The following is a 26,076-nucleotide window of genomic DNA, read 5'->3' as shown; positions in this document are numbered from 1 at the left end:
CCGATCTCTTGCGGGGCACTGGCCGCTGGCTGGGCGATAGGTGGATTTTCGGAATCTGTACTCATTTGGCGAGTTTCCCTGTCAGATCATTGAGCGCGCGGGCTGCGCGCAGAATTTCCATCGGTTTGGTGGCGTTGTGAAGTCGGGCGGTGCGCAGCGAGAATGGCTCTTCATCGGGGAGCCTTCTTGCGAGCGCTGCATCGATTGTTTCGGCATCGGGCCGGGCAATACCAAGCGCGCGGCCAAGCCGCCGCTCGACCAGTTGGACATAGGGTTCAGCCAGCAGCCCCAGCCGCCCTGCGCGTACGATCAGGCCTGCGCCGTTGCTCACCAGCCGCTGTTTACCGAATGCAATTTCCTGCTCGCTCGCCGCAGCCGGTCCAAAGCGCATGAAAGCGCGCCAGCCGATAATCAGCATGGCCAGCAGCAGGCACAGGGTCGCGGCGAGAAAGGGCGGGCGGAAGGCGAGCGTCAAAAGGTTGGTCGATCCGCCTAGACCATTGAGCGTCAGATCAACGGTGATCCGCTCCATGTCCGAATAGCCCGCCTGACGCACCAGCGCGACAGCAGCGGCGGCGCGCTGCGCATCAGCCATACCGTAATTGTTCATCAGGTCCGGCTCGACCACAAAGGTCGTCCAATGCGCGTTCTCGTAATAATCGGTGCCCTCATAGCCGATCAAGTTGAAGGCGAGGACGTGTCCCGCTGCGTCAGTGACCAGCGCTTCATGCGCGCCGTTTTCTTCAGCGTAGAGGATAGAGCTTGTGGGCAATTGGCCGGAAATTCCCATCCCTTCCCAATTGGGCGCTTCGTCTTCCCCCAATTCTTCGGAGACATGGGTGAAAGCAAAGGGCTCGGGCAGATCCTCGGCCCAGCGCACCGCGTCAGCGCCGAATATTTCGACCCAGTCCTCGGGCACATCTTCGTCCAAATTGCGGCCCAACATGTCCGCGCGCATCGCGGACCATTTGGGCAGAATGACGAGAGTGGGGCCGTAATATTGGCGGTTCTCAAGGATCGTCGAAAGCTCCTCGGGATCGAGGAATTGCGGCGGGGTCAGGATCAGCAGTTCTGAAGTCTGGTATCCGTCGCGGCTGCGCGAACGCTCGACGTCATAGCCCTCTTTCTCAAGCAGGGTCACAAGGCCCGAATAGCCGTTGAGCCCGTCAGCTGCGGCATGAGCGGGGCCTGCTCTGCCCGTATCACCCGTATCATCCGCGCCCAGGAAATAGAGCAGCGCGAGGAACGAGCCGAAGCCGACCAGCACGACCGCCAGCACGCCTGCGCGCGAAAAGGGCGAAGTGTTGCGTGCGCGGTTTGCCATGCCGCTCATAGAACGCGTTTCCGTTCGGCGGCGTTTCCGCCATCAATCGGGGCAAGCGCGAAATTGGCATAGGCATCGCGCGCAGCCTCCCAATCGCCCTTGTTGAGTGATCGAAGCGCGAACAGGCTGCGCTCAACCCGCTCCGAAATCGTGGCAAAGGCTGCGCGCGCCTTTTCTGACAGAGCGGGCAGGGCGGCGAGTTCGCGCGCGGTGCTGGACGGTTCGACCCAGTCGGGCCGCGCCTGCGAAATCTGCCCGACGCTGCGCTGGAGCAGCAGGTGCGTTGCCTCGTCATATTTGCCTTGCGCGGCAAGCTGGTCAGCATCTTCGAGCAGAGCGACGCTTTCTTCGTGATCGGGTTGCCATTCGGGCTCGCTCACGGCCTTCTTCTTCGCCCGCGCGCTGCGCGAAAGCGGGCCGATGCTGCGCGCGATCATATAGAGGACAAAGAGGATCGCCGCCGCCAGCAACACCCATTGCAGGACGGGCCATGACACGCCGAGCAGCTGCCCGACAGGCGAGAATAGATCTCCTAGAAACCCGAAGAACGACACAAGCGCATCGGTGAACCAGTTGGGCTCGGGCGGCTCGGGCGGTGGCGGAGGTGGGATTTCCTCGAACTGGATATTCGGGTTGTCGCGCAGTTCTGACCACCCTTCTGGAACGGTGGCCGGAACATCACTTGCCCCGGTATCGTTGATCCGGCCATCATTTACCGGCTCGAAGGGTTCGAGGTCAAAGTCGCGCTGCGGCAAAGGGGAAGTTTCGATCGGAGGCGGCGCAGGGGCCGGGGGCGCGGGCGAGCCTACTGTGCCGCCAGCCCCGCTTGCATCATTGAAAGTAGTCGACCCCATTTGCGTCATCGCGCTTTAGTTGGTGGCATGGTCTGTGCCCGCGTGCAACAACCTTCGCCACACGATGCGATTTTGCCCGCAATCAGCCGCGCTTGCGCCCTTGCTCATAGGTTCCCAGCAGGCGCAATTCCTTGGAATGGAAAGCGCATTCTTCCAGCGCGCGGTCCACAGCCGGATCCCCGGGCACGCCGATAATATCCGCATAGAAGCGAGTGGCGGAAAAGCTGGTGCCTTGCTGGTAGCTTTCCAGCTTGGTCATATTGACGCCGTTGGTCGCAAAGCCGCCCATCGCCTTGTAAAGCGCGGCAGGAATATTCTTCACTTCGAACACGAAAGTCGTCATCGCAGGCCTGCCCCGCTCGATGTTAATTGTGGTCGGCTTGTCAGCGAGGATCACGAAGCGCGTCATATTGTCGTCGCTATCCTCGACATTCTCCTCGATCAAGTTGAGGCCGTAGAGTTCGGCAGCGATCTTCGGCGCGATGGCAGCGAGTTTGGGATCGCCTTTCTCCGCCACGAAGGCCGCTGCGCCTGCGGTGTCGGCATAGCTCAAAGGCACAATCCCGCGCTCGCGCAGATAGAAGCGCGACTGGCCGAGCGCCTGCGGATGACTGTAGGCAGCCTCGAAAGGCCCTTCGCCAAGGCCCATCAGCGCGTGATGGATCGGCATGAAATATTCGCCCACAATCGCCAGCCCGCTTTCAGGCAGAAGAAAGTGGATATCGGCAACGCGGCCGTGCTGCGAGTTTTCAATCGGGATGATCGCTTGTCCGGCGCGGCCGTCCTTCACGGCCTCCAATGCATCTTCGAAACTGAAACAGGGGAGCGGGTTGGCGTCGGGCCGCGCTTCGGTGGCGGCGCGGTGCGAATTGGCGCCGGGCGAGCCCTGAAACGCAATCGCGCGGGCAGGGTCAGCCTCTGCGGCTTTGCGCAGACTATCGACAATCGCTAGAGCGGGGCCAGGAAAACTGCGCATGATGGGCTGCCTGCTAAAGCGCGCATGGTCGGGCGGCAAGGGGGTCTTTGCACACGGCCAGATTTGCGTGACGCAATTGAAGCTGCAAATGATGCACCATTTCGAGATGTGTTTCGCCTTGCGCAGGCACGAGGGCGGGATTATGGGGGCGCCAACATGACTCAAGAAACCACCAACGACGCAACGCACGGCGCCGAAGAAGGCTCTAGCGATATGTTCAACACCACAGCGGGCTGGGTGCTTTTTGCAGCCGGTCTGGGCCTTGGCCTTTCGATTGTGGCGGGCAAGGTGTTCCACGGCGACTCGCCGCAGCGGCCTGACACGCTGGGTTATGTGATCGAGGGTGTCGACACGGGCGTGGTTGCGGGCCCTGTTGTGACCATCGACCAAGTACTCAACGGGATGCCCCAAAACGAACAGATCGCAGCGGGTGAGCGCGTGTTTGCCAAGTGCCAGGCTTGCCACACGGTCGAACAAGGCGGCGCTGCCGGTGTTGGTCCGAACCTTTATGGCATTATGGGCGCTCCTGTCGGCGGCGTATCCGGCTACAGCTATTCACCTGCCATGGCAGGCTTTGGCGGCAATTGGGGCTGGGAAGAAATGAACCAGTGGCTCGCCAGCCCGCGCCGTTATGTCGATGGCACGAAGATGAGCTTTGCCGGCCTGTCGAGCATCGAGGACCGTGCAGCGGTTGCGATGTATATGAACTCCTTCGGTTCGAACCTGCCGATCCCCGAATATGTCGAAGTCGCCGCTGAAGAGAGCGATGCCGATGTCGAAGTGGAAGAAAACGAAGCGGTAGAAGCTGGCGCTGCAGAAGCCGAAGCGCAGCAAGAAGCCGCAGCCGAGCTCGAAGAAGCAGGCGCGTAAATTTCAGGCGGGCGGGTTACTCGCGTCCCTTGAATCCCTGAGCAACAACGTACCACTCCGATGAGCCCTTGCGGCTCGCCGGGGGTTTGGCGTGTTTGACGCTCTTGAAGTGCTGTTTGAGCAGCGAAAGCAGCTCGGTATCGGTCCCACCTGCCAGCACCTTGGCCACAAACGCCCCGCCTTTGTCGAGCGTCTCCACCGCAAACCACGCGCCAGCCTCGACCAGAGCCATAGTTCGCAGATGGTCGGTCTGTTTGTGGCCGACCGTGTTCGCCGCCATGTCTGAAAGGACGAGGTCAGGCGCGCCGCCCAATGCTTCTTCCAGCCTCGCAGGCGCGGCGTAATCCATGAAATCCATCTGGAAAATGGTAACGCCTTCAATCGGGTCGGTTTCCAGCAGGTCGATGCCCACCACTTGCGCCTTGGGAGCCTTGGCGCGCACCACCTGACTCCACCCGCCCGGCGCAATGCCCAGATCGACCACGCGCTTTGCACCGCGAATAAGGCTGAACCGGTCGTCCAATTCGATCAGCTTGTATGCAGCGCGGCTGCGATAGCCGTCTGCCTTGGCCTGCTTCACGTATGGATCGTTGAGCTGGCGTTGCAGCCAGCGGGTCGAGCTTTCGGTGCGCTTCTTCGCGGTTTTGACCCTGCGGTCGGGATTGCGTCCGGATCGTGTCATTGTGTCAGCCTGTCTTGCCTGAGCGCTGCTGTGCAAGCGCCTTGAGGCTGCGCTCGCTCTGGCGTTCGGCTGCCATGAGGCTGCGCAAAATGCCCTCACGAATGCCGCGATCTGCAACGCCAAGCCGTTCGGCGGGCCACAGGTCTAGGATCGATTCAAGAATCGCGCAGCCCGCCACCACCAGATCGGCGCGGTCATGCCCGATACAAGGCAATTCGCTGCGTTCCTCTGGAGACATGGCCGAAAGCCGCGTGCTGATTGTGCGCATCGAATGCGATGGCACTATCAACCCGTCGACTGCCTTGCGATCATAATGCGGCAATTTGAGATGCAGGCTGGCCAGCGTCGTTACCGTCCCGCTGGTGCCCAGCAGGCGAATGTCATCGCTCGTCGATGCCTCGGCGATCCGCTGGGCAAAGGGAGCAAAACTCTCTGAAACCGCCGCGCGCATTCTGGCATAGCGATCCAGCCGCGCCTCGGGCCCGCTGCCCTTGCGGGCAATGGTGTCGGTCAGCGAAACAACGCCCCAGGGAACGCTTTGCCAGTCGATAATATGCGGAATCTTCCCGCCCGGTTCGATCAGCACCAGCTCGGTCGAGCCGCCGCCAATGTCGAAGATCACCGCCGGCCCGTGGCCTTGCTCAAGCAGGATATGGCAGCCCAGAACGGCCAGCCGCGCCTCTTCCTCGGCGCTGATAATGTCGAGCACAATGCCGGTTTCGCGTTTCACCCGCTCGATAAAATCTGCACCATTTGACGCGCGGCGGCAGGCCTCGGTCGCAACAGAGCGCGCCAGACGGACATTGCGGCGGCGCAGCTTGTCCGCGCAAATGGAGAGCGCACCCATCGCGCGGTCCATCGCCTCGTCCGAAAGCCTGCCACTCGAGGCAAGATCTTCGCCCAGTTTCACCACCCGGCTGAAAGCATCGATAACGGTGAAATCCTTGCCCGAAGGCCGCGCGATCAGCAGGCGGCAATTGTTGGTGCCAAGATCGAGCGCAGCATAGGCCTCTCCCTTGCGCGGGGGCGGATTGCCGGTGAATTTGCGAGGAGGCCCCGCGTGCGCCGATGCGCCGCGTTTCTGGCCGCTTGTACTGTTGGGCTGATTGGAGCGCTTGTAGCGAAAATCGGCTACCTTGCCGGACTTGCCGCCCCGTTTTTTACCAGCCTTCTTATGTATGTCCGGCGGAGGATGGTCCGCCATAAGTCATTCTTTCATCTCACTGACGCGAAATTAGCGCCAGCACCTGAAGACAAAGCTAAACCAAGCGCGGCAACAGAGCAAGCAGACAGAGCGCTGATGAGCCTTGACCGCGCGCTCGCGCAAACCTAGATGGCGCGTCTCGCGTCGGGGAGCCCGGTGATTCCGCTCCGCTGATGCTGATGCCCCGTCGTCTAATGGTAAGACTACGGACTCTGACTCCGTCAATTGAGGTTCGAATCCTCACGGGGCATCCAATCTTTTTCGATCACAGTCCGACAAAACGCTGCCTTGCCCGCATGATGCTGCGCGCCTAGGGGAGGATAAATGACTGACAAAGACCTAACAGATCGCAAATTCTACCGCGCCGGCGAAGAAAGCCGGTTCGCCGACGAAGCCCCCGACAAAACCCCTCAGACCGAGCATCCCGCTTATAAGCTTGCTTTTAGTGACACCGATTTCCTGCTGCGCGACGAGCTGCGCCCGGTGCGGTTCCAGCTGGAGCTGTTGAAACCCGAAATGCTGCTCGACGAAGCACGTGTGGGTTCGACCATGGTGATGTATGGTTCGGCGCGCATTCCCTCTCCCGAACAGGCGCAGGCCAAGATCGATGCAGCCAAGGATGGCGACGAGTGGGACCAGAAGGTCGCTCAGCGTCTGGCCGACAAGGCGAAATATTACGCCGAGGCGCACAAGCTTGCCAAAATGGTCTCAGAAAAAGCGATCATCGAGGACGGCAAGCGGCAGTTTGTGGTGTGTTCAGGCGGCGGGCCGTCGATTATGGAAGCGGCCAATCGCGGCGCAAGCGATGCGGGCAGCGAGTCCATCGGGCTCAACATTGTGCTCCCGCATGAGCAGGCTCCCAACTCATATGTGACGCCGTACCTGTCGCTTAATTTCCACTATTTCGCGCTGCGCAAAATGCACTTCCTCCTGCGCGCGCGTGCCGTTGCGGTGTTCCCGGGCGGCTTTGGCACGTTTGACGAATTTTTCGAGCTGCTAACCCTGATCCAGACCGGCAAGATGAAGCCGATCCCGATCATGCTGTTCGGCAAGGATTTCTGGACCCGTGTCGTCGATTTTGAGGCGATTGCCGAAGAAGGCACGATCTCTAAAAAGGACCTCGACCTGTTCCACTGGTGCGAAACCGCGGATGAGGCGTGGGAGCACATCTCGGAATTTTACGAGATCGAGAGCTAGTCCAAACTTCTGACCGCGTGATGGCCTAGCGGACCATTGCCTTCTCCAAAGCCAGGCGCGTTCTCGATCGCGCGGATGACGAAATTCCGCCCCAGCCGCACGGCGTGTTCGAGCGGCTGTCCGTGGCCGAGCAGCGTCGCAATCGCCGATGACAGAGTGCACCCCGTTCCGTGGGTGTGGCGGGTGTCAATGCGCGCGTGGTTGAACTGCACAGCACGACCGCCGGGCACATAGAGAATGTCGATGATCCGCTCGTCCGATGTGTGCCCGCCTTTGGCCAGCACGGCTGCACCGGTTTTGTTGGCAAGCTCTTCGGCAGCCTCGGCCATCTGTGAGGAATCGCTGAGCGAACGCTCCAGCAGATGCGCAAGCTCGGGAAGGTTGGGCGTCACCAGTTCCGCCATCGGAAACAGCCGCTCGCGCATGGCTTCGATCGCGTCGGGGGCGATCAGAGCCGCGCCACTGGTGGCGATCATCACCGGATCAAGCACTATCGGCGCTTCGACGTCCTTCAACGCTTCGGCCACGGCCTCGATGATCTCCACATCGTGGAGCATCCCGATCTTCACCGCGTCGATGCCAATATCGTCGATGCACGAGGCGATCTGCTGCGCAACAACACTGCCCGCCATCGGCGCAATCGCTTGCACGCCGACGCTGTTCTGCGCAGTTACGGTTGTGATCGCGCTCATCGCATAGCCGCCCAGCATCGCGATGGTCTTGATATCGGCCTGCACCCCCGCACCGCCTGAAGAATCCGAACCGGCGATCGAGAGCACCCTTGGGGGGCTCTTGCTCATCCCTTGAATTTCCGTTCGGTGCTGGGCGGATATTTGGCGTGCAGAGCCGCCGCGCGGGTGGGCCGGTCCATCAGCTCGCCGCCGCAATTGGGGCAGACATCGTCAGCTTCCTCTGCGCAGAGCGCGCAAAAGGTGCATTCAAAGCTGCAGATGAAGGCGCCGGGCGCCTCTGCGGGGAGGTCGCTGCCGCATTTCTCGCAATCGGGGCGCATTTCGAGCATCGCGTCTCTCCTTACCTAGCCGCGCGCACGGCGTCGCACACGCGGTCAACCACGCTTTCGACCTGCCTCGCATCGTCGCCTTCGGCCATGACGCGGATCACCGGCTCTGTGCCCGAGGGGCGGATGACCAACCGGCCTTTGCCTTCCAGTTCCGCTTCTGCCGCTGCGATCACCGATTTCACGCTATCATTGTCGAGCGGCGCGCCGCCTTCATAGCGGACATTCTTGAGCAGTTGCGGGACGGGATCGAACAGGTGCAGGATCTCGCTCGCAGGCTTTTGTGAGCGGACGAGGCTGGTGAGCACGCGCATGGCCGCAACTGTGCCGTCGCCGGTGGTTCCGTGGTCAAGCAGGATCATGTGACCCGATTGTTCGCCGCCGACATTGAATCCGCCTTCTTTCATTCGCTCCAGCACATAGCGGTCACCCACCTTGGTCCGCTCCAGCGTCAAGCCAAGCCCGGCGAGATAGCGTTCAAGCCCCAGGTTCGACATGACCGTGGCAACCACGCCGCCGCCGGTCAGTGCGCCCTTTTCGTGCATGCGGGTCGCGATCAATGCCATGATCTGGTCGCCGTCGACCTTGGTGCCCTTTTCATCGACAACGATCAGCCGGTCGGCATCGCCGTCGAGAGCAATGCCGATATCCGCGCCTTCCTCGACCACCTTTGCCTGAAGCGCCTCGATTGCGGTCGAACCGACCCCGTCATTGATATTGGTGCCGTTGGGATTGACGCCGAGCGTGATCACTTCTGCGCCAAGCTCCCAGATCGCCGAGGGGGCAACCTGATAGGCCGCCCCATGCGCGCAATCGACCACAACTTTGAGGCCATCAAAGCGGACCTCGTTCGACACCGAGTTTTTGACCGCATGGATATAGCGCCCGCGCGCATCCTCGATCCGGCGCGCGCGTCCGATATGTTCTGAATCGGCAAGCTTGGGTTCGGTATCAAGCAGTGCCTCGATCTCGGCCTCGGCCTCGTCCGACAGTTTGAAGCCGTCGGGGCCGAACAGCTTGATGCCGTTATCGGGGAACAAATTGTGGCTCGCCGAGATCATCACGCCCAGATCGGCGCGCATTTCGCGGGTGAGCAGCGCGATCGCAGGGGTCGGCAGCGGGCCGGTCATGATCACATCCATGCCGACACTGGTGAAGCCCGCGACCAGCGCGCTTTCCATCATATAGCCCGAAAGCCGCGTGTCCTTGCCAATTACCACACGGTGCCGGTGGCCCCCGCGCACGAAGTAGTTACCCGCCGCCTGACCGACCCGCATTGCGGTTTCGGCCGTGATGATACCGGCATTGGTGCGGCCCCTGATCCCGTCAGTGCCGAAGAAGTTGCGTGCCATGCCTACGAAATCCTGTGTGAATAGCCGCGATGATTTGTCATGCCGCTTTGGCGCGGTTATCGCCGGAAGGGAAGGGGCAGGGGCCCGTCTAAAGGACCGAATTGTTGACCGATACATCTCAAACGAATGGCGAAGGCGCTGCGAAAGCCACAATCGAGAGCGGTTTCGAGCTGGTGACAATCCGTCTACCCGTCATCGCTACCTTTGCCGCATTAGTGATCGGGCTGGGGCTAGGCGTCGCGTTTTCGGGCAGCGAAATTCCCGAAATGATGCGCGAAGGAGTCGCGCTTGTGGGCACGCTCTGGCTGCGCGCCTTGCAGATGACGATCATTCCGCTGGTGGCGGCATTGCTGGTGCTGGGCCTGTCGCAAATGGTTGCAGCGGCCAGCGCGGGCAAGGCGGCGCGGCGCTTCATCATGTTAGTCCTAGGCGTCGGGGTGGCAGGCGGCTTGTTCACCGCATTGGTGCTTCCTTTGCTGCTGAACGTCTTTGCCATTCCGCAAGAGGCTGCGGGCTTTGTCGCCGATGGTGCCACTGACAGTCAGGAAGTTCCCGGCATCCTCGAATTCCTCAAATCGCTGATCGCTCCGAACATTATCGCTGCGGCGGCAGAGACGAGTATGCTGCCGCTGACCGTATTCTTCGCGCTGTTTGCAGTGGCGATCACGCGGCTACCGGCCGCGCAGGGCAAAACCTTGCTCGGCTTCTTCCACGCGCTCGCCAATGCGATGCTGCTGATCATCGGCTGGGTCTTGTGGATCGCTCCCTTGGGTGTGGCCGCGCTTGCCTTTGGCGTGGGTTTGCGCAGCGGGGGCGGAGCCTTTGCGGTGCTGGGGCACTACATTCTGGTCGTTTCCGCGATGGGAGCGTTCATTCTGGTGCTCGCCTATGCACTGGCGGCGGTGATGGGACGTGTAAGCCTGCTCAAATTCGCCAAGGCTGTGCTGCCGGCGCAGGCGGTTGCGGTTTCCACACAAAGCTCGCTCGCCAGCCTGCCAGCGATGCTCGACAGCGCATCGCGGCTGGGCCTGCGATCCAGCACATCGGAGTTTGTCCTGCCGCTCGCTGTGGCGATTTTCCGCGCGACAAGTGTGGCGATGAATTTGGCAGTGGCGCTTTACGTGGCCGAGCTTGCGGGGATTTCGGTGCCCTTCACTCTGATGCTGGTGGGGATTGTGGTTGCCTTGGTGATCAGCATCGGCTCGGTCAGCCTGCCCGGATCAATCAGTTTTGTCGTCTCTATCGGCCCGATTGCGCTGGCGATGGGCGTGCCGATCGAGCCGCTGGTGCTGCTGGTCGCGGTCGAAATGCTGCCCGATGTGATGCGCACGCTCGCCAATGTTACGATGAATGTCGCGGTGACGAGCGCGGTGGATCGCAGCAGAGGCGATTAGGCGCGGCTAGCTACCGGTCAGTTTGGCGGCTGGCCCGGCCTGTTCATCCTCAAGCCCGCGTTCGAACACATCGCTTTTGAACAAGGGCTCGCCAAAGATGAAGCCGACCAGATTGGGCCTGCCAATATGGTCGAACAAAGCGGTCAATGTCAGCAGGATCGGCACAGAAAGCAGCGCGCCAACAACGCCCCATATCCATGTGAAATAGGACAGGGCGATCAGGATCATCACCGGGCTCATTGTAAATCGCGCGCCGAGGATAGAGGGGGTGATGACATTCGCCTCTATCGTATGGAGCGCGATATAGGCAGTTGCCGGAATCAGGCCGAGGAGCACTGTCTCAGCGGTGCCGATGCCGAACAGACCCAGCAGAGCAGTCATTGCCAGCGGCCCGACATAGGGAATGAAGTTCAGCATCGCGGCGAGCCCTCCCCACATGATCGGTGCGTCCACGCCCAATGCCCAAGCGCCCAGCGCGACGATCACGCCGACGCCTGCATTTATTAGGCCGACCGTGATGATGTAGGAGGCGACGCGGTCCTGCACTTCGCGCATGACCCGCGCAGCTTTGACGCTGGAGCCGAAGCTTGCGCGGTCGAACAGCAGATGACGGCGCATCCGCACCCGTGCCTCGATCATGAAAAACGCCATCAGGAACATGATCAGCACTTCAAGCACGACGCTAGGCGTGGCGAAGGCGATTTCCTCCAGGAGGCTGGGAGTGGCGAGCACCACTTCGCGCGCGCCGCTATCGCCCATCAGCTTGGCCAATTCCTCATTCGCGATGGCGAGCCATTCAAACTCATTGCGCAATTCGGCAAAGCGCTGTCCGACCGTCTCTGTAATCGCGGGCAGCGTGTCGAACAAAGCGAGCGCGGGTTGCAGGATCAGCGCGAGCGCCAGCAGCAAGATGCCAAGGAACAGTGTCAGCGCGCCGAGCGAGGCGAGCACATTGGGCAGACCGAGTTTCGCCAGCCGGTCGGCGAGAGGTGACAACAGGATCGTCAGCAATACCGCAGTCACCAACGGCAGAAAGACCACTGACCCGACGGAAAGAACAAAAGGAAGAGCCAGAAACAGGCCAATCCCGATCAACAGGACCAGCGCCGACATCAGGCGCAGCTCTTGCTCCGCCAGAAGCAGTCGCCGCTGATTGCGGCGGCGGGCGTTTTCTGAGCGAGCCGTTTCGGATCGAGGCGGAATTTCAGGCGCTTGGCTGGTCATGTGGAGGCATCCCGGATTTGAGATGCCTTATTGCAGCGCTGACCTGACAAGCCAAGCGGCGCGGTCAGGTAGTAATCAACCGATCAGACTTTGGCCGAGGCTGTGCCGTTGCCTGCTGCGACCTGGTCAAGCTCTTCCAGAATTGCCCTGTGCGCCGCCGGTTCGTTTCCGGTTCGATCGGGCAGGTCGCCATCTTCGAGCATGGAGCTGAGCGTCGCGCGCGCACGGCCTACCCGGCTTTTGATCGTTCCAACCGCGCAGCCGCATATCTCTGCGGCTTCCTCATAGGAGAATCCGCCTGCCCCTACCAGCAACAGCGCCTCGCGCCGTTCTGCCGGTAGAGTGAGCAATGCGCGGTGCATGTCGGACAGGTGGATTGGTTCTTCCTGCCCTGCAGGCGCGATCAGAATCCTTTCCGCGACCCCTTCGTCATATTCCCCGCGAAAACGATTGCGGCGCATATCGGTGAGATAGACATTGCGCAGGATCACAAAGGTCCATGCGCGCAAGGACGTGCCCGGCTCAAACCGGTCCCGCGCGGCCCACGCCTTAAGCAGCGCTTCCTGCACCAGATCATCGGCCATGTCGGCGCGTCCGCAAAGGCCGCGTGCAAAAGCGCGCAAATGCGGCACGACTCCAGTCAGTTCGCGTTTGAACTGGGCTTTTTGGTCCGCTGTACGGGTTGGAGGAGGGGGAGAAGTGCTCACGTCTCGTGTCCACCGGCACCCGATGTCTTGTCAGTTTCATCCACCTCGTCAAACTGGGCGAGCAGATTCTTGAAACTATCGGGAATCGGTTCCTCTACCACTGAATCGTACAGCTTCTTGAGGCCGTCGGCCCATGCGGGAGCCGCATCCTTGTCGGGCGTTTTGCCGTGCTCTTGCTTCTTGCTCGAGGTCATATGGCCTTCCTACTTGCCCCACACATTCGCACAAACCCACAGCTCATGGCTGGAGCAGCCATGCACACCTGTCTATTTGGGAACGAAGCGCCTCGTGTTTGGTTCCGTGATTGTATCCCTGCCGCAAGAAGAGGCTGGGGGCTGAGGGTAAAACACGCAATACAGGTAGGGATCACTTGGTCAGATCAGCGGAATTGGCGAATGCCGATCACAGGCAAAGCTGGCTAGGCGACTGGCTGGCGCGCTATCCGCGAGCATTGCCCGCGCTGCTGTTCCTTGCAATTGGCGCGATCACAACCTCCAGCGTTTACACAATCGAGCAATATGCGCCCGGTAAATCCGAAATCCGTGTCTATCAGGGTGAACCTGAAAGCGGGGAACTGCTCGTCTCGGCGCCTTTAGATGCGGCCGGTATCGACGATGCTGTCCCCGCCAAACGGTTTGATGCCGCAGGAAGCGATCTGACGCTGGTCGTAGAGATGCAGGAGAGCCGGTTGCTCTCTGCTGGTTCGATGTTCACGCTTATGTTCGGACTGGCGCTTGCTTGCTTGCTCTCCTTGGTTGTCCGTATGCTGGCCAAACAGGCAAATCAGAACCGTATGCAGCTCGAATTTTTTGCTGAGCAATACTCGATCCGCGATTCGATGAGCCACGAGCTCAGTCACCGGGTGAAAAACACGCTCACAAATGTCCTTTCGATCCTGGCGTTGACGCGCCGGCGGGCGGAAAATCTCGATGATTTCGCCGACAGTCTTGAAGGCCGCATCCGCTCGTTATCGGCCACGCACGAACTTCTCGCGTCGAGCGATTGGGGAACCACTCCGATCAACGCGATTGTCGAGGCGGAGATCGGCTATTTTGCGGAAGACGGCGTGCATGACGTCGAGATCGCCGGACCGCATGTCGAATTGGCCCCCAAAGATGCGCTATCATTCGGCCTGGCGATGCATGAGCTAGCAACCAATGCAGCAAAGTTCGGGGCTCTTGGTGAGAAGGGCGGCCAGGTTGGTGTGCGCTGGCAATTGAAAGAAGGCAATATTGCCGAGGTTGAATGGCGCGAAAGTGGTGGCCCCGAGGTTGCAGGGTCCCAACCGCGCGGTTTCGGCACCGAACTGATCGAAAAGATCGTCACACATGAGCTGAAAAACCGTGTCGAGCTAGAGTTTCTGCCCGAAGGTGTGCGCTGTACGATCAATGTGCCGATCCGGCTTCGAACTGAATTCAAAATGCGCGAATAGGAACTGGTTCGTAGGCGAAACCTATTAGACCGGACGCCCCGATTTGAAGAACAGCGCCTGACTGATCGCGGTGCGCACGGCCTGTTCCTGGAATGGCTTCGTCACCAGATAGGTCGGCTCCAAGCGGTCGCCGGTGAGCAAACGTTCCGGATAGGCGGTGATGAAGATCACCGGCACATTGGTTATGGCAAGGATATCGTCAACCGCGTCCAAGCCGGATGAGCCATCGGCAAGCTGGATATCAGCCAGAACCAGACCCGGCTCCCGCTCGGCAAAGGCTTCGCGGGCTTGCGTGCGAGTTGCAGCGGTGCCTGACACGCTGTGCCCGATCCCGGTAACGAGGTCCTCCAGCTGCATCGAAATGAGCGGCTCGTCTTCGATGATGAGCACGCTGGTCGTTTGCTCGCGCGCAATTTCTGCCAAAGCCTCATTGACCAGACTTTCGATGCGGGCGACGTCAATATCCATCACCTGCGATGCGTCGTGCGCTGTAAATTCCTCCAGAGTGGTCAATAACAGGGCTTGCCTGTTCAGCGGGGCAATTGCTTCGAGCCGATCCTGGGCGCCCGCTTCGTGCTCGCTGGTCGGCGATAGTCGCTCGCCTGCATTGGTCGCCTCGCGCTCCAGAACCGAATGGAAAGCACGGTAAAGCGCAACCCGCCCACTTTGCAGCGAGCGTTTGAGTTCGGGATTGGACAAAGCCTCTTCGAGTGTTGCTCGCACCAGCGCATCGCCAGTTTGCTGTGTGCCGGTTAGCGCGCGGGCATATCGCCGCAAAAAGGGCAGACTTTCTGCAACTTGCTGACCCAGTGACATCTAATCCTCTCCCGCCCCGAACAGCAACGCGCGATTCCATAGCGCCACATTCGCGTCCCCACAATTGAACCATTGATTATTGGCTGAATTCTGCGGGAAAATTCGGCAATGATCCAGTTCGGAGTAATTCATGAAGAAAAAACTTCAATTGAGTGGGAACCGGAGGGCCTCCTGCGCATTTTCCCAATATCACCGCCGAGACCCCCCTCCCGTCCAAGCGGCCGGTGATACGATCCCGAGGCCTCCATCCGAACAGGTTGGAGGCCTTTTCGTATCGGCAGCAATGAGCCGGGTCGTGAGCGCTAAAGCGCTTTCTCGTAAACCGCATATTCGCGGTTGATCGAGCTTCCGATCGCATCGGCAATCGCAACCATCCCCTGATTGTCTTCGAGAATCCAGCCTATCTCTGCGCGGGTGGAATCAAACTTCTTCACCGAATTGCGCCGGATGTAGCTGATCATCATAAATGCGAGCTGGCTGGCCATGCGCGAATTTTGAAACTCCTTGAGTACCCCCATCAATGGCACGCGCATATCCGAACCCGTCGGGTGGCGCAGCCAGCGCAGCAGATGGAACCAGCCAAACGGGAACAGCTTGCCGTTGATACGCGACAGGACGTGGTTGATGTCGGCAAAGGTCAGCATGAAGGCAACGGGCCGCCCGTCGATCTCTGCAATCATATTGAGCTCTTCATGGATGATCGGCTTCAGCTTGACCCCGGTATAGGCAACCTCTTCCGGGGTCAGCGGGACGAAGCCCCAATTGTCCGACCATGCATCGTTGAGAATGCCGAGGATCTTGGCGGCTTCTGCGTCCCAGTCCTTCTTGCGCACCTGCCGGACAGTAATCTTGGCGCTGCGCTCACCCGATTTAACGATCCGCTGGATCAGCGGCGGGAACTCGGGGATGATGTCGAGGTCATAGGTGTAGAGCGTCTTGGCGCGCCCATATCCATGCCCCTCGATCCAACCGGCATAATGCGCCGGGTGGTGTCCCATCATGATGACGGGCGGGTGATCCTGCCCCTTGACCAACAGGCCCGGCTCTTCCCAGATCGACATTGAGATCGGCCCGACAACGCGCTTCATCCCTTGATCGCGCAGCCAGCCTTCCGCCGTTTCAAGCAATCTGGAAGCAACCTCTGCATCCTCCGCGTCGAAATAGCCGAACATGCCTGTGCCAGGGCCAAAGCCTTGCTCGACCGGCATTTCGAGCGCGAGTTCGTCAATATGCGCCGAAATCCGGCCCACGGGCTTTCCGCCGCGATGCGCGATGAAAAGCTGCGCGCGCGCGTGGCCGAAAAAGGGGTTCTTGCCCGGATCGATCAGTTCAAGCTGTTCGCTGCGCAACTGCGGGACCGAGTTCTCTACTCCGGCTGCGAATTCCCGCCCCAAATCGACAAAGCGCGCGCGGCCTTTCTTGTCGTTGATTGCCTCGATACCTATCTGCGCATCCGTCACGTCTTTGTGTCCCGTATTCTGCGGCAAACCGCCTGTTATGTCTCAGTCTGTGTCGTCTCTGTCCGGCTCGCGCAAGCCACTCGATCACTCTAATGGGTAAAGCGCGTTTGCCCAGAGGTGCTCCAATGCGGTAAGAGCGCGCCTGAAACGAATATTTATGACCACGCACCCAACCGCCATCACTCCTGAGCCTGACGCTCTAACGAAAGCGCCCGCCAAGCGCGCCGATTTCCAGACGTCCGACGACAAGGACATGCTGAGAGCCGCGCGTGAGTCGACCAAGGATCTGGGTGAGGCGAAGGCGAGCATCTACTGGACCGACATGCTGGTTTCGACAGCAATCGGTTATGGCGGGATTGCGACCGCCATTCTCACCGACAGTTTGGCTGTGATGATTGCGGCGGGCCTGATCGCTGCACTCGCGCTTTATCGCTCGCTGATGTTCATTCACGAGCTGACCCATATTCACCGCGATGCGCTGCCCGGCTTCCGGCTCGCCTGGAACCTGCTCGTCGGCATTCCGATGCTGACACCCAGCTTCATGTACGAAGGCGTGCATGTGATCCATCACAAGCGCACGCAATATGGCACGATCGAAGATCCTGAGTATCTTCCGCTTGCACTTATGAAACCTTGGAGCCTGCCGCTCTTCGTGATCGTCGCGCTGCTGGCACCGGTTGCGCTGATTATTCGAACGGGCATTCTGGTGCCGCTCGGCGCGTTGATCCCGCCGCTGCGCAAGCTCGTTTGGGAACGTGCCTCTTCGCTGTCGATCAACCCCGATTTCCGCCGCAAGCCGCCGACCGGCGACTTTGCCAAACGGGTTCGGTGGCAGGAAATCGGCGCGAGCCTGTGGGCAATTACGCTCATCGCCAGCACATTCGTCATCGGCTGGCGGCCTTTGCTGATCGCGCTGGCCATCCTCTCGCTCACCGCCGTGCTCAACCAATTGCGCACGCTGGTCGCGCATTTGTGGGAGAATGAAGGCGATCCGATGACCGTAACCGCGCAGTTCCTTGACAGCGTGAATGTTCCGCCGCCGGGTGTTGTGGCAGAGATCTGGGCGCCTGTGGGCCTGCGTTATCATGCGCTGCACCACCTGATGCCTTCGATGCCCTATCACGATCTGCCCGAGGCGCATCGACGGTTGAAACGCGATCTGGGCAGTGGCTCGACCTATGAAGGCGCGAACCATCCCGGGATGATGGCGCTTGTCGGGCGGATTGCCCGCAGCACCATGATCTCGCGTTAGAGATTAGTCAGCCGGCACCAGTTTGGTCCGCGAAGGATCGGGCGCACGCCCGCCATCTTCATTGCTCCCGCTTTCCATCGTTGAACTGCTCTGCGCGTCATCTGATGCATTCTGAGTGGTGTTGCCTGTTTCGGTGCCACTAACAGCTGTACCGCTTTGCTGCGCCTCGTCCGTGCCGCCCGCCTCTTGCCCATCCGAGGGATTGTCGAGCGGAATGGCATCCTCAAGCGCGGGTGTCTCTTCCGGTTCGCTATTGCAACCAGCGAGCAGGATGGAAAAAGCGGCGGCGCAAGCGATTGGGAGGAGCCTCATAGCGATGACCTTTCTGGAACGGCGGCCATCATAGCGCGCTTCAGTCAATCAAGGAAATGGATCATCGCGCAGCGCCGATCAGCTGGCAGGCCATAATCCGCCTCGACTGCAAGCTCGCCTGCGAGGCGGGGGTGCGCATCGAGCGCGGTGACTTCTTCAAAACCCAGCTTTTCATAGAACGGCGCATTCCACGGTACGTCGAGGAACGTTGTTAGGGTTATCGCGCGAAAGCCCGAATTGCGCGCATCGATCTGGCAGGCTCGCATCAGACCGGCACCGATCCCGCGTCTTTGAAAATCGGGATGTGTGTCGAATTCCCAGATGTGAAGCTCGCGGTTGAACGGCTCGTTGACGAGAAATCCGGCCATTCGCTCACCGACATGGGAGACGAGGCAATGACCCTTGCGTATAAAGCGCTTCAGTCGCTCGACCGGCACAGTGTGGCTGCCGGCAAGGCCGGAAAGACCTTCTACGTTGTCGAATAGCTTTCCCGCCGCGGCTTCGATCTCAGGCATTTGCTCGGCGTCCTCAGGCCGCGCGAGGCGCAGCGACCAGCCGCTCATTCCTCGGTCCGGATGAGAACCGTCTCACCTACCAGCAGAAACAGGAAGAATGGCGCCCATGCGGCGAGGAAGGGCGGATATCCGCCAAAGCTGCCCATTGCGAGCGCGGCGTTGTCGACCACGAAATAGGCAAAGCCGAGCGCCATTCCGATGATCGCGCGCACGAACAATTGCCCTGACCGCGCCAGTCCGAAAGCCGCCACCGATCCCAGCAACGGCATCAGCAGCGCCGATAGCGGCCCCGAAATCCGGTGCCACCAGTTTGCGCGCATTTCTGACGTGCGGCGGCCAATTGCCTCGAACGAGTCGATCGTTTCGGAAAGCTCCAGAAAGCTCTGCCCGTCGGGATCGATTGCTTCCAGATCAATCTGTTCAGGCGTCAGGTTCGCGCCGACCACCAAGGTCTCAAGCTGTTCAAGCTCCGCTCCGCCAACCTCAAAACGTGTCGGGTTCTCCAGTCGCCATCCCGGAGCGGCGAAGACGGCCCGTTCGGCGCGCACCTGCTCGGTGACGATAAAGCCCGCCCCGCGCGCGTCCCATGTAACATTGGTCAGCACGATATTCTCGCCCGAACCGGTCAGCGTCGCGGCGGAAAGGACGTTGGTCCCATCGGTAAGTATGACGTTTGCCCGCGTTCCAGTTTGCTGCGGGATCTCGCCATACTCGACCGCCTCCCATGCCTTCAACGTCGAGTTGGCGCGGGTCACAACCCGTTCGTTGAAGGTGAAGCTGATCACCGCAATGACGCCTGCGGTCAGCAGCAGCGGCGCGAGCACCTGATGCGCAGAAAGGCCAGCCGCCTTCATCGCTACAACCTCGCTGTTCTGGTTGAGCGTCACCAGCGTAATGAGCGTCGCCAGCAGCACCGAGTAGGGCAGGAACCGCGATATCAGCTGCGGTATCCTGAGGCCGACATATTTGATGATTTCGGCCTGCCCATTGCCTTCAGGCTCCAGGATTTTGCCGGTAGAGCCCAGCAGGTCGAGCGCCATCAGCACCAGCACCAGCATTACCAGCACGGCGAAAATCCGCACCACGAACATCTTTGCCAAATAGAGCGTCAGCGTGCGCGAAGGGAAAAAGTCGAGTTGCATGAAGTTGCTGCGCCTTGCCTATTCTGCCGGAGCCGTTTGCGGGTCGTTATCGGCTGAATGGTCAGCGACGAGCGAGGCCGGTTTGCGCCGTGCGAAGAGCTTTGAGATCCGCTTCGACAGCTTGGCGAACACCGTCTCCAGTGCCCCAAGCGCGAGCGCTCCCGGAACATGCGCGGTGCGGTGATACATCCACAGGATCAGCGCAGCGAAGATTACGAATGGTCCCCATAACGCAATGATCGGATCGATCCGGCCGAGTGCCGCGATGTCCTCCCCGTACTGGTTTATCTTGTGATAGGAGACGACCAGAACGATCGACACAAACACGCCGAGCGCGCTGGTTGATCGCTTGGGCGGAATCGCCAGCGCCACTGCGAGCAGCGGCATCAATAGCATCATGACCACCTCGACCAGACGGTAATTGAAGGCCGCCTGCACTGCATCGCGCTCCGCTGCGTCTGCGCGGTCCTCGCTCCAGCCTATGCTGAGCAGTTCGGGCAGGATGTATTCCCTGCTGGCATCACCCCTCGCGCGGAATTCCTCGATTGCGGGCAAGTCGATCGGCAGATCGTGGCGACTGAAAGAGAGAACGCGAGGGGTCTCACTCCCAGTGTCCTGAATGATCGTTCCCTCGGTCAGGCGCAGGATGATCGTATCAGGATCGTCCGTGGTCGCCATGAAGCTGCCTTCGCGCGCGCTGATCGTGAGGACCTGTCCGCGACTGTTGGCGACGCGGGCATAGATGCCAATCAGACGCTGGCCGCTATCCTCGCTCTCCTCAATCCGGAGCGCCATTCGGTCGGCCAGAGTAGTGAACTCGCCGACCTTGATCGATGCGCCCAAGGCTCCGGAACGCAGATCATATTCCATCTGTTCATAGTAATATCGGCTGATCGGCTGGATGTAGAACACCAGCGCAACATTGACTGCGACCAGTACCAGCGTGATCGCATAGGGAACGCGCAGCAACCGCCAATAGGACAGGCCCACAGCGCGCATCGTGTCCAGCTCTGACGAGGTCGCAAGCTTGCGGAAAGCGAGCAGAATGCCAAGCAGCAGCCCGAGCGGGATCGCAAGGCTGGCATATTCAGGGATCAGCGCGCCCAGCATCTTGAACACGACTGCAATCGGCCCGCCTTCAACCGCGACGAAATCGAACAGGCGCAGCATCTTGTCGAGCAGCAGTAGCGAAGCCGCTAACGCAAACACGCCCAGCATAGGCACGACCACGAGCCGGAAAATGTAGCGGTCAATGCTGGGTATGAATTTGAGCACGTATCGTCCGTCAGCTGCGCGGGGCTACACTTCTGGCGAGGCTCTAGCGCGATTTCAACGGGGCGTCATGCCCCAAGCGTCACAAATCAGGCCTTTTCAAGCGTGCATTGCAGCGGGTGCTGGTTCTGGCGGGCAAAGTCCATCACCTGGTTCACCTTGGTCTCGGCCACTTCGTAAGGGAAAATCCCGCATACCCCGACGCCTTTTTGATGGACGTGCAGCATGACCCGCGTCGCCTGCTCCAGATTCATACCAAAGAAGCGTTTGAGCACCGCAACGACAAATTCCATCGGCGTGTAATCATCATTGAGCATCAGCACCTTGTACTGGCTCGGCTTCTTGGGCTTGTCGCGGGTCTTGGTCGCAATGCCGACTTCGCTGTCGCTCTCATCGCCGTCCTTCCCCGCACCATCTCCGCCCGCAGCGAAAATGCGTGTTTGGGCCGCGATCAACATGTGATCGGGCACTGGATCGGCCAAGAAATCAGAAAGTGAGGGGAAATTGTCGGGCATCGGGGTCCATTATGGGATTCGTATGCAGCTGCGCAAGGTGTGAAACGCCCTGATAGCGCCGACATTCTTAATGAACGTCCTGCGGCCCAGCTATCTCTGCCGGACAGCAAAAGGCCGGACAGACCCTTGCGGTCTATCCGGCCTCGGCGCTTTCGCGCGCTTTCTTGAACCGGGCTTGGGGGGGAGAGAGGAGGGCCCGGCTCAGAAATTGTTCGAGTGCTTATGCAGCCTTTTTGATCTTTTCGGCTGCAACGCTCACGCGGTTCGAAATCGGAGCGAAAGCTTCGTTGTAGAGCTTTACCCATGCTTCGGTGCGCTGCGAACCAAACGACACAACAGCGTCGAAGTTGCGGCGTGCAAGTTCACCCTGAAGCTGGAACAGCTCGGTGGGCGACTTGACCGAAGTCATCTTTTTGGCGTCAGCAGTGACGGTTTCGACAACGGTCTTGCCGGTTTCGACGTTTTCACGAACCAGGGTCTGTGCGCCGTCGAAGAAGATCTTGCCGCTTTCGACAACAGCGTCGAGGTTGGCTTTGTTGAACTCGCCAGCTTCGGCAGCGAATTCGCCAGCCTTGGCGTAAGCGGTCTTTGCGCGGGTCTGCACTTCAGCGGCCATTTCCTTGGCCTGTGCGGTGTAATCTTTGTTTGCGGTAGCCATGATGGTTTCCTTGATCTTGGTGACAGGGTTGGAAGCGGTGGGCTTCTGAGCCGCTTTGGGTGCGGCTTTCTTGGCTGCGGGCTTCGCTACCTTCTTGGCCGGAGCCTTCTTGATGGCGACTTTCTTTGCAGCGGGGGTTTTCTTGGCTGCGGTCTTCTTGGCGGTGACCTTTTTGGCAGTCGCCTTTTTCGCAGTCTTTTTGGCCGGTGCCTTCTTGGCGACGGCTTTCTTTACGACCTTGGCGCTTGCAGCCGGCTTCGGTGCGTCGGCCTCGACAGCCTCAGCTACCTTTGCGGCGGAAGCCTTTTTAGCAGCAGCTTCGGCATATGCCTGTTCAGCAGCGGCGTCGATCTTCGCCTGGGTCTTTTCAGTCTGGGTGTTGGCTTCAGCCATGGGAACCTCGTTTCATGTTGCAGTGCACAAAATAGCGATTGCAACTGCGAAGTCAAGGTTTTTGTGCACCGCACAATAAATGGTGCAAGCATCTGAATTTCAGTTGAAATCCCGATCAATCACACCTGGGCAGTGAAATTTTTTCCAGCCTAACGCGTCTTTACATAGCGTCCCGGAGCATCCTCGATCACCGTATCGCCGCGTCCGCCGGGCTTACGCTTCCCGGTTGCGGGCACGCGCGCATCGCCTTGCGCCTCGATCCAGTCGAGCCAGTGCGGCCACCAGCTGCCCGGATGCTCTTCGGCGCCTTTGACAAAGTCCTTGAGCGATGCCGCGCCGCTATCGCCGGTCCAGTACTGGTACTTGTTCGCCGCCGGAGGATTGACCACTCCAGCGATGTGGCCTGAGCCTGCGAGCAGGAATTCGAGCGGTCCGGCAAAGTGGTCTGTGATCCGCCATACGCTTTCGGCTGGTGCAATATGATCCTCACGCCCGGCCTGCACGTAAGACGGCGTCGTGACCTGCGTCAGATCGAGCGGCGTCCCGTCACAGCTCAGTGCGTCGGGCACTACGAGTTTGTTGTCGCGATATAGGTCGCGCAGATACTCATTGTGCCATTTGGAAGGGAGATTGGTGACGTCCCCGTTCCAGTGCAGCAGATCGAAGGCCGGATAATCTTCGCCCAGCAGGTAATTGTTGACGACGTAGTTCCAGATCAGATCCTTGCCGCGCAGGGCATTGAAGGTGGCAGCCAGATAGCGCCCATCGAGATAGCCTTCGGGTGAAAGCTGATCGATCATTTCAAGCTGACCTTCGCCGATGAAGTGCTTGAGCTCGCCGCTCCGCTCAAAATCGACCTGGGCGGTGAAGAAGGTCGCGCTGTTGACCTTGTCTGCTTCGCCGCGGCGGGTGAGCAGCGCCAACGTCGCGGCAAGCGTCGTTCCGGCAACGCAATAGCCGATTGTGTTCACACTCGGCACTTTCAGCCGGTCGCGCACATGGTCGATCGCCTCGATCTGGCTGCGGATGTAATCGTCCCACACCACCTCGCCCATCGTCTCGTCTGCTGATTTCCAGCTGACGACGAAAACGGTTATGCCCTGATCGACCGCCCATTTGATGAAGCTCTTCTTGGGCGTCAGGTCGAGGATGTAGAAGCGGTTGATCCATGGCGGGAAGATCACCAGCGGCACTTGGTAAACGTCCTTAGTCGAAGGGCTGTACTGGATTAGCTGAAACAGAGGCGTCTCGTGCACGACCTTACCCGGCGTTGCGGCTAGGTTTTCTCCCAATGTAAAAGCATCGGGGTCGGTGTGGGTCAGCTGCCCGCGTTTGAGATCATTGATGAGGTGCTGCATCCCGCGCACCAGATTTTGCCCGCGCGTTTCAAGCGTGCGCTTCATCACGACAGGGTTGGTGAGCAGGAAGTTGTCCGGGCTCATCGCTTCGGACAATGCGGTAACGGCGAATTGCAGCTGCTTCTTCTTTTCGCTGTCGAGGCCATCCATCGATGCTGCGGCGCGTTTGAAATACTCTGTCAGCATCAGATAGGTCTGATGGAGCAGCGCAAAGGCGGGGTGCTCGCGCCATGCCGGGTCGGCGAACCGGCGGTCTTTGCGAGGCAGTGCGCTTTCATCGCTTCCTTCGCCCGTGCCGCCTCCCAGATAGCTTTCGAACACGCTCTTCCAGAGTTGCAGCGAATCCTGCGCGAGACTTGACTGTGCCTCGAAGGCTCCGGTCGGGAATTGTTTGAGCATGCTTTGCGACATGACGAGCCATTGAGCCGGGTCGAGCATGCTTTTGCCCTCTCCCGCCTTCTGAGCGGCCGACTTGGCTTTTTCGGTGACGAATTCAAACCACATCTTCTGTAGCTCACCGCTCGATTTGGCCCATTCGCCCAGTTCGCCGGGGCTCATACCCTCAAGCATTCCTTTCGCCCCCATCGCGGCCGCCGCTGCGTCAGGATCACCAAGGCCGGGCCCAAAGCCGGGAAGAGCTTGTGCGAACATTTTCTTCATCGCGTCGCCTTGCGCTTCCAGAAAGGCAGCGAATTCGCCCGCTTGACCAAAGCCGGCTCCGCCAAATATGCTTTCTGGACCTCGATTTTGATTGTCTTTGCCAGCCATGATTGTGCGCGTGTCCCTTGCGGCCCGACCGGAAGTTTCGGGCGTGTGATCCAATATTCTAATCCGAGTTGGGCCTTCCTAGCGGATTCGGCTTTCCACATCGACATTTATTGCCCTAGACTCTCTAACCTCTCCGCGATCATATTGACTGCGGGTTTTCAGGCACGGGATCGCCATGGACGAACAATTTTACCGCATGAAGCGGCTGCCTCCTTACGTCATCGCGGAAGTCAACGCGATGCGGCATGCAGCGCGGCAGGCGGGCGAAGACATCATTGACCTCGGCATGGGCAATCCTGACCAACCGCCGCCGCAACACGTGATCGACAAATTGTGCGAGGTTGCGGCCAAGCCCAATGCGCATGGCTACTCTCAGTCCAAGGGTATCCCGGGGCTTCGGCGCGCGCAGGCCAATTACTATGAGCGCCGATTTGGCGTCGATCTGGACCCTGAAAGCGAAGTCGTGGTCACGATGGGGTCGAAGGAAGGGCTGGGCAGCCTTGCCAATGCGATCACCGCGCCGGGAGATGTGGTGCTCGCGCCCAATCCTTCCTATCCCATCCACACATTCGGATTTATCATTGCAGGCGCAACGATCCGCGCTGTGCCGACGACGCCGGACGAGGATTATTGGCGCTCGCTCGAAAGCGCGATGAACTTCACCGTGCCGCGCCCCAGCGTGTTGGTGGTGAGTTATCCTTCCAATCCGACAGCCGAAATTGTTGACCTGGCCTTCTACGAACGGCTGGTCGCGTGGGCGAAAGAGAACAAGGTCTGGGTTCTTTCCGATCTTGCTTATTCAGAGCTTTATTACGACGACAACCCCACTCCTTCGATCATGCAGGTCAAAGGCGCAAAGGATGTCGCGGTCGAGTTCACCAGCATGAGCAAGACCTATTCAATGGCTGGTTGGAGAATGGGTTTCGCAGTCGGCAATAAGCAGCTGATCGCGGCGCTTACCCGCGTGAAATCTTATCTCGACTACGGCGCGTTCACCCCGATTCAGGCCGCGGCATGTGCTGCGCTGAACGGACCACAGGATATCGTAGAATCGAACCGCAACCTCTATCGCAAGCGGCGCGATGTCATGGTCGAGGCCTTTGGCCGCGCGGGCTGGGAAGTTCCTGCGCCCAAAGCCTCTATGTTCGCTTGGGCCCCGCTGCCGCCTGCTCTCATCAAAACGGGAAGCCTGGAGTTTTCCAAGCAATTGCTAACCGAAGCGCAAGTCGCAGTCGCTCCCGGTGTCGGCTATGGTGAAGAGGGGGAGGGTTTTGTCCGAATCGCCATGGTCGAAAACGAGCAGCGGCTTAGGCAGGCGGCGCGTAATATCAAACGGTACTTGTCCAAGAAGGGCATAAACGCCCCGGCAGAATGATTGGCA

Annotated in this window: 26 protein-coding genes and 1 tRNA gene; 7 read left to right on the top strand and 20 right to left on the bottom strand. The window is 59.8% G+C overall.

Annotated elements, in window-relative coordinates; genetic code table 11:
* Positions 1 to 61: 61 nt before the first annotated feature.
* The 3 genes from Q0887_RS09645 to Q0887_RS09635 form a co-directional block, all read right to left on the bottom strand.
* Complete coding sequence (locus tag Q0887_RS09645; RefSeq protein WP_299194345.1) at positions 62 to 1,333, bottom strand: DUF4350 domain-containing protein; 1,272 nt, start codon at positions 1,331 to 1,333, stop codon at positions 62 to 64.
* Positions 1,330 to 2,178 carry a hypothetical protein gene (locus Q0887_RS09640; protein WP_299194344.1) on the bottom strand — a complete coding sequence of 283 codons (849 nt, stop codon included), beginning with the start codon at positions 2,176 to 2,178 and terminating at the stop codon, positions 1,330 to 1,332. The genes Q0887_RS09645 and Q0887_RS09640 overlap by 4 nt, the downstream gene beginning before the upstream one ends.
* A gap of 82 nt (positions 2,179 to 2,260) precedes the next feature.
* On the bottom strand, positions 2,261 to 3,154 hold the full coding sequence (locus Q0887_RS09635) for a prephenate dehydratase (RefSeq protein WP_299194342.1): 894 nt from the start codon (positions 3,152 to 3,154) through the stop codon (positions 2,261 to 2,263).
* A gap of 156 nt (positions 3,155 to 3,310) precedes the next feature.
* On the opposite strand from Q0887_RS09635, the gene Q0887_RS09630 reads away from it, so the two are divergent.
* A complete protein-coding gene (locus Q0887_RS09630) occupies positions 3,311 to 4,024 on the top strand; it encodes a cytochrome c family protein (RefSeq protein WP_299194341.1) in 714 nt (237 codons plus the stop codon).
* Positions 4,025 to 4,040: 16 nt separating this feature from the next.
* On the opposite strand, the gene Q0887_RS09625 is transcribed toward Q0887_RS09630, so the two are convergent.
* Both Q0887_RS09625 and Q0887_RS09620 read right to left on the bottom strand, forming a co-directional pair.
* Positions 4,041 to 4,706: an RlmE family RNA methyltransferase gene (locus Q0887_RS09625; RefSeq protein WP_299194339.1), complete on the bottom strand. Its 666-nt coding sequence runs from the start codon at positions 4,704 to 4,706 to the stop codon at positions 4,041 to 4,043.
* Between the two features lie 4 nt (positions 4,707 to 4,710).
* Complete coding sequence (locus tag Q0887_RS09620; RefSeq protein WP_299194338.1) at positions 4,711 to 5,910, bottom strand: Ppx/GppA phosphatase family protein; 1,200 nt, start codon at positions 5,908 to 5,910, stop codon at positions 4,711 to 4,713.
* A gap of 180 nt (positions 5,911 to 6,090) precedes the next feature.
* Between Q0887_RS09620 and Q0887_RS09615 the strand changes: the two genes are divergently transcribed.
* Positions 6,091 to 6,164 (top strand) — tRNA-Gln (locus tag Q0887_RS09615).
* Positions 6,165 to 6,234: 70 nt separating this feature from the next.
* Positions 6,235 to 7,107: an LOG family protein gene (locus tag Q0887_RS09610; RefSeq protein WP_299194337.1), complete on the top strand. Its 873-nt coding sequence runs from the start codon at positions 6,235 to 6,237 to the stop codon at positions 7,105 to 7,107.
* Here the strand turns inward: Q0887_RS09610 and thiD are convergent.
* From thiD to glmM, 3 genes are read right to left on the bottom strand one after another with little or no spacing between them, the layout of a single operon-like run.
* Entirely contained in the window at positions 7,104 to 7,907 is an 804-nt protein-coding gene (gene thiD, locus Q0887_RS09605) for a bifunctional hydroxymethylpyrimidine kinase/phosphomethylpyrimidine kinase (protein ID WP_299194335.1), read from the bottom strand. The two genes, Q0887_RS09610 and thiD, sit on opposite strands and share 4 nt — an antisense overlap.
* Positions 7,904 to 8,128, bottom strand: coding sequence for a DUF1272 domain-containing protein (locus tag Q0887_RS09600; RefSeq protein WP_299194333.1), 225 nt, complete (start codon positions 8,126 to 8,128; stop codon positions 7,904 to 7,906). Before Q0887_RS09600 ends, thiD begins: the two co-directional genes overlap by 4 nt.
* An 11-nt stretch (positions 8,129 to 8,139) precedes the next feature.
* Positions 8,140 to 9,477 carry a phosphoglucosamine mutase gene (glmM, locus tag Q0887_RS09595; protein ID WP_299194332.1) on the bottom strand — a complete coding sequence of 446 codons (1,338 nt, stop codon included), beginning with the start codon at positions 9,475 to 9,477 and terminating at the stop codon, positions 8,140 to 8,142.
* 104 nt (positions 9,478 to 9,581) lie between these two features.
* Between glmM and Q0887_RS09590 the strand changes: the two genes are divergently transcribed.
* A complete protein-coding gene (locus Q0887_RS09590; protein ID WP_299194330.1) occupies positions 9,582 to 10,871 on the top strand; it encodes a cation:dicarboxylase symporter family transporter in 1,290 nt (429 codons plus the stop codon).
* A gap of 6 nt (positions 10,872 to 10,877) precedes the next feature.
* On the opposite strand, the gene Q0887_RS09585 is transcribed toward Q0887_RS09590, so the two are convergent.
* The 3 genes from Q0887_RS09585 to Q0887_RS09575 form a co-directional block, all read right to left on the bottom strand.
* Positions 10,878 to 12,095, bottom strand: coding sequence for an AI-2E family transporter (locus tag Q0887_RS09585; protein ID WP_299194328.1), 1,218 nt, complete (start codon positions 12,093 to 12,095; stop codon positions 10,878 to 10,880).
* 83 nt (positions 12,096 to 12,178) lie between these two features.
* Entirely contained in the window at positions 12,179 to 12,802 is a 624-nt protein-coding gene (locus Q0887_RS09580) for a sigma-70 family RNA polymerase sigma factor (RefSeq protein ID WP_299194326.1), read from the bottom strand.
* A complete protein-coding gene (locus Q0887_RS09575) occupies positions 12,799 to 12,996 on the bottom strand; it encodes a NepR family anti-sigma factor (RefSeq protein ID WP_299194324.1) in 198 nt (65 codons plus the stop codon). Before Q0887_RS09575 ends, Q0887_RS09580 begins: the two co-directional genes overlap by 4 nt.
* A 176-nt stretch (positions 12,997 to 13,172) precedes the next feature.
* Here Q0887_RS09575 and Q0887_RS09570 point away from each other — a divergent pair, with 176 nt between their 5' ends.
* Positions 13,173 to 14,234: a sensor histidine kinase gene (locus Q0887_RS09570; protein WP_299194322.1), complete on the top strand. Its 1,062-nt coding sequence runs from the start codon at positions 13,173 to 13,175 to the stop codon at positions 14,232 to 14,234.
* Positions 14,235 to 14,258: 24 nt separating this feature from the next.
* Here the strand turns inward: Q0887_RS09570 and Q0887_RS09565 are convergent, their stop codons facing one another.
* Together Q0887_RS09565 and Q0887_RS09560 are read right to left on the bottom strand one after the other, a co-directional pair.
* Positions 14,259 to 15,050 (bottom strand): response regulator, encoded by a 792-nt coding sequence (locus Q0887_RS09565; RefSeq protein ID WP_299194320.1) that lies wholly within the window; start codon positions 15,048 to 15,050, stop codon positions 14,259 to 14,261.
* A gap of 302 nt (positions 15,051 to 15,352) precedes the next feature.
* Positions 15,353 to 16,510, bottom strand: a complete 1,158-nt coding sequence (locus Q0887_RS09560; RefSeq protein WP_299194318.1) for an N-acetyltransferase — start codon at positions 16,508 to 16,510, stop codon at positions 15,353 to 15,355.
* A 157-nt stretch (positions 16,511 to 16,667) separates the two neighbouring features.
* Between Q0887_RS09560 and Q0887_RS09555 the strand changes: the two genes are divergently transcribed.
* Complete coding sequence (locus Q0887_RS09555; protein WP_299194316.1) at positions 16,668 to 17,762, top strand: fatty acid desaturase; 1,095 nt, start codon at positions 16,668 to 16,670, stop codon at positions 17,760 to 17,762.
* A gap of 3 nt (positions 17,763 to 17,765) precedes the next feature.
* Here Q0887_RS09555 and Q0887_RS09550 read toward each other — a convergent pair whose 3' ends face one another.
* The 7 genes from Q0887_RS09550 to phaC all read right to left on the bottom strand — a co-directional run bounded on the left by Q0887_RS09550 (position 17,766) and on the right by phaC (position 24,512).
* Positions 17,766 to 18,074 carry a hypothetical protein gene (locus Q0887_RS09550; RefSeq protein ID WP_299194314.1) on the bottom strand — a complete coding sequence of 103 codons (309 nt, stop codon included), beginning with the start codon at positions 18,072 to 18,074 and terminating at the stop codon, positions 17,766 to 17,768.
* Positions 18,075 to 18,118: 44 nt separating this feature from the next.
* Complete coding sequence (locus Q0887_RS09545) at positions 18,119 to 18,637, bottom strand: GNAT family N-acetyltransferase (RefSeq protein WP_299194312.1); 519 nt, start codon at positions 18,635 to 18,637, stop codon at positions 18,119 to 18,121.
* Complete coding sequence (lptG, locus tag Q0887_RS09540; protein WP_299194311.1) at positions 18,634 to 19,731, bottom strand: LPS export ABC transporter permease LptG; 1,098 nt, start codon at positions 19,729 to 19,731, stop codon at positions 18,634 to 18,636. Before lptG ends, Q0887_RS09545 begins: the two co-directional genes overlap by 4 nt.
* Before the next feature lie 18 nt (positions 19,732 to 19,749).
* On the bottom strand, positions 19,750 to 21,006 hold the full coding sequence (locus Q0887_RS09535) for an LptF/LptG family permease (protein WP_299194309.1): 1,257 nt from the start codon (positions 21,004 to 21,006) through the stop codon (positions 19,750 to 19,752).
* A gap of 86 nt (positions 21,007 to 21,092) precedes the next feature.
* Entirely contained in the window at positions 21,093 to 21,461 is a 369-nt protein-coding gene (gene clpS / locus Q0887_RS09530; protein ID WP_299195308.1) for an ATP-dependent Clp protease adapter ClpS, read from the bottom strand.
* A gap of 277 nt (positions 21,462 to 21,738) precedes the next feature.
* Positions 21,739 to 22,569 carry a phasin family protein gene (locus Q0887_RS09525; RefSeq protein WP_299194307.1) on the bottom strand — a complete coding sequence of 277 codons (831 nt, stop codon included), beginning with the start codon at positions 22,567 to 22,569 and terminating at the stop codon, positions 21,739 to 21,741.
* A gap of 149 nt (positions 22,570 to 22,718) precedes the next feature.
* Positions 22,719 to 24,512, bottom strand: a complete 1,794-nt coding sequence (phaC, locus tag Q0887_RS09520; protein WP_299195306.1) for a class I poly(R)-hydroxyalkanoic acid synthase — start codon at positions 24,510 to 24,512, stop codon at positions 22,719 to 22,721.
* 358 nt (positions 24,513 to 24,870) lie between these two features.
* Between phaC and Q0887_RS09515 the strand changes: the two genes are divergently transcribed.
* On the top strand, positions 24,871 to 26,070 hold the full coding sequence (locus Q0887_RS09515; RefSeq protein ID WP_299194305.1) for an LL-diaminopimelate aminotransferase: 1,200 nt from the start codon (positions 24,871 to 24,873) through the stop codon (positions 26,068 to 26,070).
* Positions 26,071 to 26,076 lie beyond the last annotated feature (6 nt).

The sequence above is a fragment of the uncultured Erythrobacter sp. genome, assembly GCF_947492365.1.
Taxonomy (GTDB): domain Bacteria; phylum Pseudomonadota; class Alphaproteobacteria; order Sphingomonadales; family Sphingomonadaceae; genus Erythrobacter.
This window is presented reverse-complemented; position numbering and strand designations above follow the sequence as displayed.

What these genes read in the sequence shown, in the direction of transcription:
- Q0887_RS09645 (WP_299194345.1), bottom strand. Translation starts at nt 1,333, where the DNA reads ATGAGCGGCATGGCAAACCGCGCACGCAACACTTCGCCCTTTTCGCGC.
- Q0887_RS09640 (WP_299194344.1), bottom strand. Translation starts at nt 2,178, where the DNA reads ATGGGGTCGACTACTTTCAATGATGCAAGCGGGGCTGGCGGCACAGTA.
- Q0887_RS09635 (WP_299194342.1), bottom strand. Translation starts at nt 3,154, where the DNA reads ATGCGCAGTTTTCCTGGCCCCGCTCTAGCGATTGTCGATAGTCTGCGC.
- Q0887_RS09630 (WP_299194341.1), top strand. Translation starts at nt 3,311, where the DNA reads ATGACTCAAGAAACCACCAACGACGCAACGCACGGCGCCGAAGAAGGC.
- Q0887_RS09625 (WP_299194339.1), bottom strand. Translation starts at nt 4,706, where the DNA reads ATGACACGATCCGGACGCAATCCCGACCGCAGGGTCAAAACCGCGAAG.
- Q0887_RS09620 (WP_299194338.1), bottom strand. Translation starts at nt 5,910, where the DNA reads ATGGCGGACCATCCTCCGCCGGACATACATAAGAAGGCTGGTAAAAAA.
- Q0887_RS09610 (WP_299194337.1), top strand. Translation starts at nt 6,235, where the DNA reads ATGACTGACAAAGACCTAACAGATCGCAAATTCTACCGCGCCGGCGAA.
- thiD (WP_299194335.1), bottom strand. Translation starts at nt 7,907, where the DNA reads ATGAGCAAGAGCCCCCCAAGGGTGCTCTCGATCGCCGGTTCGGATTCT.
- Q0887_RS09600 (WP_299194333.1), bottom strand. Translation starts at nt 8,128, where the DNA reads ATGCTCGAAATGCGCCCCGATTGCGAGAAATGCGGCAGCGACCTCCCC.
- glmM (WP_299194332.1), bottom strand. Translation starts at nt 9,477, where the DNA reads ATGGCACGCAACTTCTTCGGCACTGACGGGATCAGGGGCCGCACCAAT.
- Q0887_RS09585 (WP_299194328.1), bottom strand. Translation starts at nt 12,095, where the DNA reads ATGACCAGCCAAGCGCCTGAAATTCCGCCTCGATCCGAAACGGCTCGC.
- Q0887_RS09575 (WP_299194324.1), bottom strand. Translation starts at nt 12,996, where the DNA reads ATGACCTCGAGCAAGAAGCAAGAGCACGGCAAAACGCCCGACAAGGAT.
- Q0887_RS09565 (WP_299194320.1), bottom strand. Translation starts at nt 15,050, where the DNA reads ATGTCACTGGGTCAGCAAGTTGCAGAAAGTCTGCCCTTTTTGCGGCGA.
- Q0887_RS09555 (WP_299194316.1), top strand. Translation starts at nt 16,668, where the DNA reads ATGACCACGCACCCAACCGCCATCACTCCTGAGCCTGACGCTCTAACG.
- Q0887_RS09550 (WP_299194314.1), bottom strand. Translation starts at nt 18,074, where the DNA reads ATGAGGCTCCTCCCAATCGCTTGCGCCGCCGCTTTTTCCATCCTGCTC.
- Q0887_RS09545 (WP_299194312.1), bottom strand. Translation starts at nt 18,637, where the DNA reads ATGAGCGGCTGGTCGCTGCGCCTCGCGCGGCCTGAGGACGCCGAGCAA.
- lptG (WP_299194311.1), bottom strand. Translation starts at nt 19,731, where the DNA reads ATGCAACTCGACTTTTTCCCTTCGCGCACGCTGACGCTCTATTTGGCA.
- clpS (WP_299195308.1), bottom strand. Translation starts at nt 21,461, where the DNA reads ATGTTGATCGCGGCCCAAACACGCATTTTCGCTGCGGGCGGAGATGGT.
- Q0887_RS09525 (WP_299194307.1), bottom strand. Translation starts at nt 22,569, where the DNA reads ATGGCTGAAGCCAACACCCAGACTGAAAAGACCCAGGCGAAGATCGAC.
- phaC (WP_299195306.1), bottom strand. Translation starts at nt 24,512, where the DNA reads ATGGGGGCGAAAGGAATGCTTGAGGGTATGAGCCCCGGCGAACTGGGC.
- Q0887_RS09515 (WP_299194305.1), top strand. Translation starts at nt 24,871, where the DNA reads ATGGACGAACAATTTTACCGCATGAAGCGGCTGCCTCCTTACGTCATC.